General features: G+C 37.8%; 13 protein-coding genes and 1 pseudogene. 8 read left to right on the top strand and 6 right to left on the bottom strand.

What is annotated here, in order from left to right; genetic code table 11:
- Positions 1-61 precede the first annotated feature (61 nt).
- Positions 62-988 (top strand): mechanosensitive ion channel family protein, encoded by a 927-nt coding sequence (locus tag QRD02_RS04345; RefSeq protein ID WP_290253691.1) that lies wholly within the window; start codon positions 62-64, stop codon positions 986-988.
- A 2-nt stretch (positions 989-990) separates the two neighbouring features.
- Here QRD02_RS04345 and QRD02_RS04340 read toward each other — a convergent pair whose 3' ends face one another.
- Entirely contained in the window at positions 991-1,605 is a 615-nt protein-coding gene (locus QRD02_RS04340) for a M15 family metallopeptidase (protein ID WP_290253690.1), read from the bottom strand.
- 71 nt (positions 1,606-1,676) lie between these two features.
- Between QRD02_RS04340 and QRD02_RS04335 the strand changes: the two genes are divergently transcribed.
- A complete protein-coding gene (locus tag QRD02_RS04335; protein ID WP_290253689.1) occupies positions 1,677-2,402 on the top strand; it encodes an SDR family oxidoreductase in 726 nt (241 codons plus the stop codon).
- A gap of 1 nt (position 2,403) precedes the next feature.
- Here the strand turns inward: QRD02_RS04335 and QRD02_RS04330 are convergent, their stop codons facing one another.
- From QRD02_RS04330 to QRD02_RS04310, 5 genes are all read right to left on the bottom strand, one after another.
- On the bottom strand, positions 2,404-2,769 hold the full coding sequence (locus QRD02_RS04330) for a hypothetical protein (RefSeq protein ID WP_290253688.1): 366 nt from the start codon (positions 2,767-2,769) through the stop codon (positions 2,404-2,406).
- A 172-nt stretch (positions 2,770-2,941) separates the two neighbouring features.
- A complete protein-coding gene (locus tag QRD02_RS04325) occupies positions 2,942-3,784 on the bottom strand; it encodes an OmpA/MotB family protein (RefSeq protein ID WP_290253687.1) in 843 nt (280 codons plus the stop codon).
- 259 nt (positions 3,785-4,043) lie between these two features.
- Positions 4,044-4,958 (bottom strand): mechanosensitive ion channel family protein, encoded by a 915-nt coding sequence (locus QRD02_RS04320; protein ID WP_290253686.1) that lies wholly within the window; start codon positions 4,956-4,958, stop codon positions 4,044-4,046.
- 12 nt (positions 4,959-4,970) lie between these two features.
- The gene (locus QRD02_RS04315; protein ID WP_290253685.1) at positions 4,971-6,797 is read right to left on the bottom strand and encodes an SLC13 family permease; all 1,827 of its coding nucleotides are present in this window, start codon (positions 6,795-6,797) and stop codon (positions 4,971-4,973) included.
- Positions 6,798-6,897: 100 nt separating this feature from the next.
- The gene (locus tag QRD02_RS04310) at positions 6,898-7,764 is read right to left on the bottom strand and encodes a sigma-70 family RNA polymerase sigma factor (RefSeq protein ID WP_290253684.1); all 867 of its coding nucleotides are present in this window, start codon (positions 7,762-7,764) and stop codon (positions 6,898-6,900) included.
- Positions 7,765-7,890: 126 nt separating this feature from the next.
- Here QRD02_RS04310 and QRD02_RS04305 point away from each other — a divergent pair, with 126 nt between their 5' ends.
- From QRD02_RS04305 to QRD02_RS04280, 6 genes and pseudogenes are all read left to right on the top strand, one after another.
- On the top strand, positions 7,891-8,094 hold the full coding sequence (locus QRD02_RS04305) for an adenylosuccinate synthetase (protein WP_290253683.1): 204 nt from the start codon (positions 7,891-7,893) through the stop codon (positions 8,092-8,094).
- A 67-nt stretch (positions 8,095-8,161) separates the two neighbouring features.
- Positions 8,162-8,815, top strand: a complete 654-nt coding sequence (locus QRD02_RS04300) for a hypothetical protein (RefSeq protein WP_290253682.1) — start codon at positions 8,162-8,164, stop codon at positions 8,813-8,815.
- A gap of 100 nt (positions 8,816-8,915) precedes the next feature.
- Complete coding sequence (locus QRD02_RS04295; protein ID WP_290253681.1) at positions 8,916-9,371, top strand: universal stress protein; 456 nt, start codon at positions 8,916-8,918, stop codon at positions 9,369-9,371.
- Between the two features lie 295 nt (positions 9,372-9,666).
- Positions 9,667-9,903, top strand: a pseudogene (locus tag QRD02_RS04290) (DUF1456 family protein); the annotation flags it as partial.
- Positions 9,904-10,621: 718 nt separating this feature from the next.
- A complete protein-coding gene (locus QRD02_RS04285; RefSeq protein WP_290253679.1) occupies positions 10,622-11,236 on the top strand; it encodes a YqaA family protein in 615 nt (204 codons plus the stop codon).
- 65 nt (positions 11,237-11,301) lie between these two features.
- Positions 11,302-12,567 carry an MFS transporter gene (locus QRD02_RS04280; protein ID WP_290253678.1) on the top strand — a complete coding sequence of 422 codons (1,266 nt, stop codon included), beginning with the start codon at positions 11,302-11,304 and terminating at the stop codon, positions 12,565-12,567.
- The last annotated feature ends 35 nt before the right edge of the window (positions 12,568-12,602 follow it).

Genomic DNA, 12,602 nt, shown 5'->3' with positions numbered 1-12,602 from the left:
TAGATTATTTTAAGGGAAGAAATCTTTGTGTAAGAATTATTATCTTTAAAAGAAAAAATTGATGCTCCCACTGTTACAATCGCCCAGCGAAACCATCCAAAATTCCATAGAAAGATATTATAAAGAATTCCTGACCGTGTTGCCGCGCATCGCCTTGGCAATTTTGGTTATAATCTTAGGAGTGCTGCTTGCTCAAATATTGACCAATTTCTACAAGCAAAGGTTTCAGCGAAAATCACAAGATCCGTTAATGGCCAAATTTTTGGCCCAGGCAGTAAAAATTGTTTTAATTATTATAGCTATTATGATCTCCTTGCGGGTTGCCGGATTGGACGGAATTGCAACCGGTCTGCTGACAGCCGTGGGCGGGGGCGCAATTATTTTGGGTTTCGCTTTTCAGGATATTGGTAAAAATTTTCTGGCGGGAGTAATTTTGGCATTCAACCGGCCCTTTAAAATTAACGATACAATTAAGATTGATGATATATTCGGAAGGGTTAAGGCTTTGAGCTTTCGTTATTCCCATATAAAGACATTTGATGGCCGTGATATCTATATTCCGAACAGTGACGTGCTAACAAAACCGGTTGAAAACTATACCGCCGATGGTTTCTATCGGGTGGATTTCACTGTGGGTATTGGTTATGAAGACGATATTCATGCGGCCAAAATGGTAATTCAGGAAATTTTGGATAACAACAAAGAAATTGTGAGGGACGAATTTCACGAAAATTTTGTTATTGAGGATGAACTGGCATCAAGCACGGTGAACCTAAAAGTATTTTTTTGGGTGGACACGGTGGATTATCGAAGGGCATCGCGGGTTTTACGGGGTCTACTAATAAAGGAAGTAAAAGAAGCCTTGGCTGCAAAGGATTTCAACTTACCATCGGATGTAATTGAATTGAAGCTTTACAAGAATACGCCGGAAATTCCCTTTAAAATAACTGATAAGGACAGGCATAACTTTCCGCGAAAGGAGGAATAACATCACTCACAGGGCAATGGGACATTCATCGTTTTATAGCTCCAATTTTTTTTATAGCTGAAATGCCACCACTCCGTGCGAATTGTGTTGAATCCAAATTTCCGCATACCCTCAAAAAGCAGTTTTCGATTGGCGAGAATTTCGTCTGAAAAATTATAGTTATCAATATGCGCTTCTCTGCCAAAATAGTCGTAATCGCTGCCCATTTCCACAAAGCAGCCGTCCAAAGTTTCCAAGGTGATATCCACAGCTGCACCTTTGTTGTGCACTGAACCATTGCCATAGGGATTGCCAACATAGGTTGGCCGCGGCACCTTTGCCCACATTTTTTTCTGTACATCCAATGGCCGGTAGCAGTCATAGATTTTAATTCTATATCCTTTTTCACAGAAATATTGATTGGCCTCTAAAAGCGCCTGAGCTACTTCGGGCCGAAGCAGGCATTCCGCACAATCATATAAAGTTTCGCCAATAAAATTATTGGGCGTGGCGTACCTGATTTCATAAACAAATTCGGTGGAGATATTTCGGAGGTTTACCAATGGCTCCTGGATTTCCTTTTCGGAAGAAAAACTTATAAAAAGTATGGTAAGTGAAAGTATGTATAGCAACTTCATTTTTCAAATTTAAGCAGAAATTAATAACATTCGCATTGGCTATTCGTAACTTTGGAAAAAACGAAAAAATAATGAACAATTTAGCAAACAAAACCGCATTGATAACTGGCGGCACGAAAGGAATAGGTTACGGAATTGCCCAAGCTTTATTGAAGGAAGGAATTCATGTGGCCATTACGGGAAGAAATAAAAAAACTGCGCAAGAGGCCGCAAAAAAATTGAATTCATTGGGAAATGATAGGGCAGAGGCTATGGGTTTAGAAGCCGATGTGCGAAGTTTTGAAAGCCAACAAAAAGCTGTTGAGGAGACTGTTGCACGATTCGGTGGACTTCATATTGTAATTGCAAATGCCGGTCTCGGACATTTCGGCCCTGTTGAAGACATCTCCATTGAACAATGGCAGGAAACGATTGACACGAATTTATCCGGCCCTTTTTATTCTTTGAAATCGAGTGTCGAGCATTTAAAAAAGAACAGTGGATATTTTATAAGCATTTCAAGTTTGGCGGGAACAAATTTTTTTAAAGGAGGCAGCGCATACAATGCCAGTAAATTCGGACTCACAGGATTTACGCAGGCGGCAATGCTTGATTTACGCGACCACGGGGTGAAAGTTAGCACCATAATGCCCGGTTCGGTTTCAACTTATTTCAACGGAAATGAACCTGACGCTGACGACGCATGGAAAATTCAAATTGAGGATATTGGAAAATTGATTGTGGACTTATTAAAAATGAACCCACGCACGTTGCCCAGTAAAATAGAAGTAAGGCCCTCTATGCCTCCCTCCAAATAATTTATTTGAAGAAAAAACCTTCCGCCCAGGCGCGGGCGTTTTCCATATTATCAAAAAATGCAAAACTATAGGGAAACAGCTTTTGCTCAACAATTGCTCTTTCCCTTTCTTCTTCTAATGAAGATACAATGGCCAGTCCTATCTTGTTTTTCATTTTCCCATTTTTATAAATGTCCAGATCTATGGTATGCGGATATCTTCTGTCTGCAATAACCACGAAAGGTTTATTTCCAAAATGTTCTTTATAACTTTCTCTAATCCAATCGTTTTTTTTGAGATCGAGATGTTGGTTTTCAAAAACACGAAGCAGGGAATAGGAATCATATAAGTATAGTTCACAAAAGTCCGATAGTAATTTTTTCTCCATTTTTTATAAAGGGCTATTTTAGTTTTAAAGATAATTTATTTTTTTAAATTTTAACGAAACTTTTTCTTTTCGCCTTTATGGCTTTTACTCAATTTAAGCCCTTTAATATTTTACAAAAAAGAGCGACCTATTTTTATAGGTCGCTCTTTACCATAGTTATTTACCTTCTTTATTAATTGGCAGAAAGCAAGGCCAAAAATTTATCAAGGTTTGGTAATATTACTATACGCGTTCTTCTATTGGTGGCGCGTCCTTCCTTGGTTTCGTTTTCTGTTAGCGGATGATAGCTGCTACGTCCCGCTGCAATCAATTTTTCCGGCGCTACTCCATAGTCATCCTGTAATTTACGGATTACCGCGGTTGACCGTTCAACACTTAGTTCCCAATTATCTTTAACATATGCGCCCGGTTTCACGGTTTGACTGTCAGTATGGCCTTCAACCATAACTTCCAATGCGGGCTCGCTATTAATTACGCTTGCAAGGCGCTCCAAAAGTGGATTTGCTTTGTTGTTCACTCTGGCACTTCCGGAGTTGAACAATAATTTGTCCGAAATGGTAATCATTACCACTGTTTCGTCTATATCAATTTTAATATCGTCTTCTTCGCCTTGACCAACCAAACTGCTGTCAAGATTCTTTTTTAGGTTATAAGACACTATCAGATTCATGGAATCTTTCAGCGTTTTAGCCTGTGCCAATTCTTGGGGATCTACATTGGCAAGGGCTTGTCGCATTTTTTCTTTATCATTTTCCGATACCACAATTCCTTCTATTTGCTGCAAGCGGGAATTGTTGCTATCCGTTAGCGATTGAATTTTGGAATTGTAGCTTGCCACACGCTCCTCAATTTTGGCGTATTTTGCTTCAATTTCTTCTTTTTCGAGTTGGGTCTTAGCCAAGGTAGAGCGGGTATCGTTATATTGGTTTTCCAGTTCTACATACTTCTTTTTTGATACGCAGGAGGTAGCAAAAATGGCTGTCGCCATCATGGTTAGTGCAATAGCTTTTTTCATAATACTTAGTTTTTAAAGGTTTGTTATGCAAATATAACCGCACGCCTCACCAAAAAATTAGTTAACGGATGCTATTGTTTTGTTAATTCAACTAAATCAGAATAGTTCAAAAACATAACCCAACAGCCAATATAATATTATGAAGACCACAATAGTCCCGATGCAGCCACACTTTCCGCCACCAATTTTTTTGGCTCCCCAGCCTGCTAATAAAACTCTAAATAGTTTTTTCATATTTTTTTATTTTTTGAATTAATGATTAGTTATTTTGTTCTGAATCTTCTGAAATGTCTTTATTCGGCGCCACTTGCAACTTGTTTTTGCCAAAATCCAACGTGCGGATTGGAAATGGAATGTTTATGCCGGCCTCATCGAAATTCTTCTTAATAAGTTTTATGGCTTTGTGCGTCGCCTCAAATTTAGGTCGGGGTTGTTGACTTTTTATCCAGAATCGGGTAATAAAGTTAATGGAACTGTCCCCGAATTCTGTGAAATAGAATTCCACGCTTTCGCTTTCAAGCTGCTCAAAATTTTCTGAAATTATTTTAGTGACAAGGGTTTCCACTTTTTGAAGGTCACTTTCGTAACCTACTCCGCAACCTACGGTAATTCTGGCGCGCTCCGTCCATGAATAATTCGTAAAGGGATTGTCCACAAATATTTTATTGGGAATAATAACGTAATCATTATCTGTTTGGCGAATGGAAACAGCCCTTAAATCTATTTCTTCCACATAACCGCTTTTTCCTTGGGCCTCAATAAAATCGCCAATGCGAACTTTTGGCTGAAACGAAAGCATAAAGCCGGAAACTGTGTTGCTCAAGGTTCCTTGCAATGCAAAGCCGATTGCCAAACCCATAACCCCAGCACCTGCCAAAATGGATGTCAAAACCTTGTCTAGCTGTAATACGCCAAGTGCAATAAAAAAACCTACCAGCAAAACCACGGCATATATTAACTTGGAAAGTATCTGCTTTATGGATTCGTCGCCAATTTTTTTAAAAAGAATTTTTCGGGAAAGTCTTTGAATTCCTTTTGCCAAAAAATAAAAAAATACCATCACCAAAATGGCAACTGCAAAATTCGGAAGTTTCAATATAATGGCATCAAACCACCCGTCCAGTTTGTCCCATAAATTTGAAATCGAATTATGTATCGAAAATTTTTCTGACATGAGTGTATTCATTTAAAAAAGTGTGGAAAGCATAAATGTACCTAAAACCCAAAGAATTATGGATAAAATTCCTCCTATTATAAAAAAATGTTTGAATTTATAAATGCCCATTCCATAGATCAATGTATTGGTTTGATAGCCCATTGGGGTGAAAAAACTAAAGTTAGCTCCAAACAAAACGGAAAGCAAAAATGGTTTCATGGAAAGTTCGAGCCCAACGGCCACTGCAATTGCAATGGGAGTCATTATAATGGCAGTTGCATTGTTGCTAACCACACTGCTCATTAACATAGTTATCAAAAATATTAAACCTATCACTACTATATTGGCCTGCCCACTTAAAATGATAAGCAAATGGTCTGAAATCCACGTATCTGCACCCGTATTGTTCATTGCAATTCCCAAAGGAATCATGCCGGCCAATAAAAATATTACTTGCCAATTAATGCGATGGTAAACATCATTTAAATTTAGACACCGGGAGAGCAACAATAAACTTACTCCTGTAATAGCACTGATTAAAATTGATAATATTCCACTGGCTGCCAAGCCTATAACCAATAATAATATTGCGAAGGATAGTGTTCGTTTTTTCACATTTACGGCTGGTTTTGTTTTGTGCTCGCGAAGCACTGCAACATTTTCTATTTCGTAAAGCTGGCTAATTTGATCTTTGGGAATTTCAAACAGCAATCTGTCGCCAGATTTTAAGGTTATTTGTTCAATATTTTTACGGACCAGCCGCTCTTGGGTATTTCTAATATTTTTTCGTTTTTTTATTGCAATGGGCAATGCACTTTGGAAAGTCTGTTTTCGTAATTGTTTCAAAGTTTTGCCAATTAAAATAGATCCGGGTAAAATCAGTAATTCCACATAACCTACATTATCTTGTTTTTTGCCAGAAACTATAGTATCATCATTTTCATCTTGAACCGTTTTTTTGTTTCTGTCCTGGGTTTTGTGTACACTTAAACCTTCGGCCTCGCTAATTTTCGCTAAATTTTCCAAATCGCACATAAGCAGCAATTTGTCTTTAGCTTTTAAGGTAATGTATCTGCCGGGAGCATTAGTTATTTGTTTCCGACGCGTAAGTTTCAATATTGAAATTTCGTTGCTTTTATAAAGAAAAGTATCTTCAATTTTTTTGTCTATTAAGTTGGAATCTTTGTTAATGACAACGGTGGTGACGTAATTTTCGAGATCGTACATTACTTTCAAATTTTCCGTGGAATCTTTTGGAAGCCATCGTGAGGCAATAGTAACCACAATAATTCCGACAATTAGGAAAATTAGGCCAAAACCTGAAAATTCAAAAAAACTAAATCTTTCGGCTCCCAAATCGCGTGCAACGGAGTTCACGATTAAATTGGTTGATGTGCCCATTAGCGTGCAACTACCACCCAAAATACCGGCAAAGGAAATGGGCAGCAATAATTTTGATTGTGAAACCTTGAAACGTTTTGCTAATTCAGAAATGATTTTTATAAATACAATCACAACAGCCGTTGTATTGATAAAAGCTGAAATGCCTCCCGTTATAAACATGAAAATAGGCAGTAACAGAAAGAGGGGCAGTATGTGAAGATTTTTCAAAAAACGCGCCAGTGATGCAATAACCCCATTGTCTTCCAGGGCTAGGGCAATAATCATAAGCGAAAGTACGGTAATGGTGGCGGTGTTTGAAAAACCGGCGATGGCCTGTTCAGGTTCAACCAAACCTGTTAATGCTAGTGATGCAATAACGAACATTGCAATCTTATCAACGGAGAAAACCTCAAAAGCGAAAAGAAGTATGGTACAGAACAGAATAGAAAAAACGAGGATTATTTCTGTTGTCATCGGTTTTGATGGTTGGTTTTATAAAGATAACCGCAGAAATAAAACTCGTTCCTAAGAAATTCATAAAATATTGATGCATCAATATTTTTAACACAGGGATTTATCCCAAATACTTCTTTAAAATATGACTTTTAGAGGTTTGGCGGAGCCTCCGTATTGCCTTCTCTCGAATCTGACGGACGCGTTCCCTGCTCAAATCAAAGGTGTCACCAATTTCCTGAAGAGTCATCGGGGGTTGTCCACAAAGGCCAAAATTTAATTTTACCACGTCTGCCTCGCGCGGTGCCAATGTTTCCAAAGCACGGTTAATTTCTATTCGAAGGGATTCGTGCATAAGATTCTTATCTGGATTGGGGCTTTCGCCTGAGCTCAGAACGTCGTATAGATTATTGTCGTTTTCTCCTTCTTGAAAAGGAGCGTCCATGGACAGACTGCGCGTTGAATTCTTCAGCGAGCTCTTCACTTTTGCTTCGCTAAAATCCAGTTCACTGGCTATTTCGGCTGCCGTCGGGATACGTTGGAACTTTTGTTCCAAGTGGATGGATGCCTTTTTAATTTTATTAATATCGCCAATTTTGTTCAATGGTAAACGTACCACTCTCGATTGCTCTGCAATGGCTTGCAAAATTGCTTGCCGAATCCACCATACCGCATAGGATATAAACTTAAACCCTCGCGTTTCATCAAATCGTTTTGCCGCTTTTACCAAACCTACGTTCCCTTCATTAATAAGATCCGGTAGACTTAATCCTTGGTTTTGGTATTGTTTTGCCACGGAAATCACAAATCTTAAATTTGCCCTGCTCAATTTGTTTAACGCAGCTTGATCTCCTTCACGAATGCGCTGTGCCAACTCTACCTCTTCTTCAGCAGTTATCAAGTCTATTTTACTAACATCCTGTAAATAACTGTTTAAGGATTTCGTTTCTCTGTTGGTTACTTGCTTCGTGATTTTAAGTTGTCTCATATATTCTCCTGTTTTTTATTATAACACGGCATAGTAAGACAATTTGTGGTATTTTCCAAATAGTTAACATATGTTGTTAAAATTTCACGATTCGCTTTTTTTTAGTTATTTTGAAGAAAAATGAAAATGAAAAAGTTTAACAAATTTCTTCTGCCCGTGATGATGCTTCTAATTTCAATTGTTTACGGACAAAAACCAACGGAAGTTCCAAAACCAAGCGATAAGCCTATTGATATCTCCAATCCCGCAGATATTATTATTTATATTATTCTCCCATTGTTCGCAGTGCTGTTATTTTTTGTTTGGAGAGGTAAAAGAAAAAACAAATAGCCTCCCAAGGAAATGATTTTATATTATTTTTGGTGTAATAGTTGTTAGGGAAGTATAAAGTATTAGAATGTTGAAGATATATTTTATAATTATTTTTGTTCTAAGCGCCGGAAATGTTATGGCGCAAATAGACCTTCCCAATAACTCGGTGCGTTTTGATGCTCCCCAATCCGATTTGGATAGCCCCACCGGCTTTGAAATTCCTGCAATAAAGGCCCCCACGCTTTCCAACACCAAAAACCCTAATACTCCAAATAATTCTGATCTTGGAATAGAAAAGGAAAATCAAATAAATATGCAAAATGGAGATGGCTTATTGGAGTATACGGGAACAAATAAAGCTCCAAAATATTTTTCAAAAGATAAAGAAGAAAAACCCGAATTTGGAAAGGATCAATACTTGGGCGACTTTAAAACAACAGCAAAAACCGCCACTTTTATGTACCGTGATCATGAATTTGTGGATGGAGATATGATTCGTGTATATGTAAATGGTGATGTCATTATTCCACATGTCCGATTGGAAGGCAGTTTTCGAGGTTTTGACCTGCCTCTACAATCGGGTTTCAATAAAATAGATTTCGAAGCGCTTAACCAGGGCTCTTCCGGACCAAATACTGCACAGTTAACTATTTATGATGAAATAGGAAATTTATTGGCAACCTATGAATGGAACCTCCTCACGGGTAACAAAGCCACCGCCATTTTAGTGAAACAGTAATTCCAGATGTTCAGTTATTTGGATTCTCAAAAAAATAAAAAGTTTATTAGAATTCTTTTTCTCATCAGTGTGTTTTAACTTTACAGGAAACTGAACTATTATGAAAAAAGTCCTGATTACTCTTGACTATAATCCCAATTCCGAGAAAGTAGTGAAAATGGGTTATGAAATTGCACAACTCATGCAAGCTGAAATATGCCTATTTCATGTGCTTTCCGAAGTGCGATATTATGGGATGCAATATGAACCTTTTATGGGTTATGAAGGATATGCCTTTCCTGTGGACTATAAAATTCAAGAGGAATTCGTGAAAGTTGCACAGGACTATATGGAGCATACAAAAAATCACTTGAAAGGAGATAATATTTCTACCCACTTGGCAGAAGGCGACACGGCCAAGAATATTTTAGAATATTCCAAGGAGTGGAATGCCGATTTAATTGTTATGGGGACCCATAGTCACGGAACGTTGGAGAAACTATTTTTAGGCACCGTGGCATCAAGTGTTTTGGAGCGTACCAATATTCCGGTTTATATGGTTCCCACAGAAAATTAGACTGATACAAATTTTCGTTTATCTCACGGCCTTTTCTAAAAAGTTTATTTTCATCATAAAGCCCGTTTATTTCGGTACAAACCCTTTCCTCAAAATCTACATTTTATATCTATCCTTCAATTGTTGATCATTCTGAAGAATTGTGGCTAGGTGGTGTTTACTGCTTATTTCTCATTTGTTTGAAAGAAATTTTAAAAAGTACAATGGCCATTTCATTTAACTTGACTTGAATAAAATATAACAAGCATTTAAGGTTTAAGGCATAATTTGATACCTTCGTAAAAAAGAAAAAAACATGGCCCTGACAAATAATGATATAATGAAGAAACTTCGCGTTGCCCACAAACTGCGTGATGAGGATATTGTAAAAATTTGTGCGTTGGTGGATTTTGCAGTAACGAAAAGTGAACTTGGGGCAATTTTCAGAAATGAAAACCACGAAAAATATATGGAATGTGGCGACCAGTTTTTGAGAAATTTTCTCAACGGCCTAATAATCCATCTAAGAGGTCCGATGCCCGAGAAAAAACAATCGACAGCAAAGGTAATTCAAAAGTCAGATCAAAAAATGCAATCAAATTTAGGCGCCAAAAAAAAGCTGAATTAAATTTCTTCAATTCAGCTTCAGCAAGTAACGGGATTTCTATATTTTAATACATATTTCTGCATGTTTTTCTGAATGTGGGATCCTCGAACAGATGTTGATTTCCGTGAAGAAAAAACAAAGTATGCTGCTTTTGTGATCCGCATTTAATTCGATTTTGAATGTTTCTTAAAGTTTTCATGATCAATAAATTTGGTTTGGTTAACGACATTTATTTATGGCGTCTTTTTGAATTCCAAGCATAGGCTCTGGAATCTAAGGGTCGGTGAAGGTGCAAGTTGCTGTCTAGTGTTCTCATTGTATTTGATTTTAAGGAATTAATATTTTATTTAAATCTTCTCTTCATATTCCAGGCATATGCTTTGGATGTTTTCATTTTTTCTGTCATTTGATTGCTATTAAATGTTCTCATAATTAAAATGTTTTATGTGGTTTATAATTAAAAGACGCCAGACTGTTACCTTTGTTACAGTACTATGCATTACAAAGTAATGTTTTAACGAAATATTAACTTTCGTGGAAATATAGATAAACGACAAACCACTTTAAAAATTAGACCCTCCAACTCGCTTGAAACATTGTCAATTGGTTGTAGGGTAGGCGCATTCCCTGTATATTTGCATCCTTTAAAATTCATAGGGAAATTATGCATACAGCAAAAAAATCTGAAACAAGTAAATTCAAACGTGCGCATTTATATTATAAATATACCGGGTTCTATTCCTTTGTGGGGCAAAGCTTAAAAAAAGCCATTATTCCAATTCTTTTGGTCATTGTAGGTCTTATAGTTTTGGATCTCTATGTCGTAGATTTCAGCAATCTTTTCACCTATATTACGGAAACCTATGCGCCCTTAAATATTCTGCTTGTTTTTCTTACTTCGGAATCTTTGTTGGGGCTTGTCCCGCCAGAAATTTTTATTGCGTGGAGCGATAAAATGCCACAACCCATACTGTATCTTACGATTTTAGCAGCATTATCCTATCTCGGCGGCATATTCTCATATTTCATTGGTAAATGGATTTTCACGATCCCCCGCGTTTTTGCCTATATGGAAGGAACAATGAAAAAGCATCTAAAACAAATCCGTAAATGGGGCGGATTCTTGATTGTGGTTGGTGCATTGTTGCCAATTCCATACTCCATGACCAGTATGGCTGCGGGAATGATCCATTATAAATTTAGCCATTACTTGCTTTTTGGACTGCTTCGCTTCGTAAGGTTTTATCTTTATGCCATTGCCATATTTAGTTTGGTATAGTACATTTGCTGAATAGTTTTTTCGGAAGAAATAATCCATTTTTTATAAAAGCCAGCTAGTTTCCTATGAGGAAAAATGATCCCTACGCCGCGTTACGATTTCGGGAATTCAATATATTTCTTTTGGTGCGTTTCGCAATGGTTTTTGCGTGGAGCATGCAATTTATTGTGATTGAATGGGAAGTATACAGTATCACTAAAAATCCTCTTTCCTTGGGAATTATTGGTTTAATGGAAGTTATTCCGGCGGTTTCCATGGCGCTTTTTGCTGGACATATTGTAGATCAGCGCGAAAAACGAAGCCTTTTAATTAAATGCATCTTTGGATTTTCCGTGGTAAGTCTCGGATTATTTTTGCTTACTTGGCCTAGAGTGGTCGGCGATCTTTCTTCCAATACCATACTATACTCGGTTTATTTCCTGGTTTTTCTAGGAGGTCTGGTTCGTGCATTTCTTGGTCCCACTATTTTTTCGCTTTTCTCATTGTTGGTGCCCAAAAAAGTATATCCAAATGCCGCAACATGGAGTAGCTCCGTTTGGCAAATGGGCGCAGTATTGGGTCCAGCAGCCGGTGGATTTTTTATTCATTGGATTGGCGTTCACTGGTCTATGTGCTTCGTTTTTGCTTTTTCATTGATGGCTTTGTTGCTCCTGTTACAAATTCCGAAGAAACCGATTTTGAATCCAAATATCGGCGAACCAGTAATGAAAAGCCTACGGGAAGGAATTAAATTCGTAATGAACACAAGGGTAATTCTGGGCGCCTTAACCTTAGATATGTTTGCAGTGCTTTTTGGGGGGGCAGTGGCATTACTTCCCATTTATGCCCAGGATATTTTGAAAGTAGGGCCGGAAGGTTTTGGTATTTTGCGAGCCGCGCCTGCGGTGGGCGCATTGCTAATCATGTTTACTTCTGCGCATTTCCCGCTAAACAAAAATGCGGGAATGAAACTTCTCGCTGCCATTTTTGGTTTTGGTATTTGTATTATCGTTTTTGGAGTTTCCACCTGGTTTTGGGTGTCTGTTATAGCACTTTTCCTCAGTGGCGCTACGGATGGCATTTCAATGGTTATTCGTTCTACAATTCTACAACTTCGAACGCCGGACCACATGCGTGGTCGCGTTGCCTCAGTAAATTCAATGTTCGTAGGATCTTCCAATGAATTGGGCGCTTTTGAAAGCGGATTAACCGCTAAATTGATGGGCACCGTTAACGCGGTAGTCTTTGGCGGAGGAATGACCATAATAACAGTAATTGGTACCGGCGCATTTTTTCCGAAGCTTCGTAAATTAGATTTGAGAAAGGATTTGGAAGAGCACGAACGACTATAAATTTAAAAATCATTCATAGTTTCTCGTGTTGTTTT

It is taken from the genome of Aequorivita aurantiaca (assembly GCF_030410135.1).
Lineage (GTDB): Bacteria > Bacteroidota > Bacteroidia > Flavobacteriales > Flavobacteriaceae > Aequorivita > Aequorivita aurantiaca.
The sequence above is the reverse complement of the archived record's forward strand: the minus strand, read 5'-3'. Positions and strand labels throughout refer to the sequence as shown.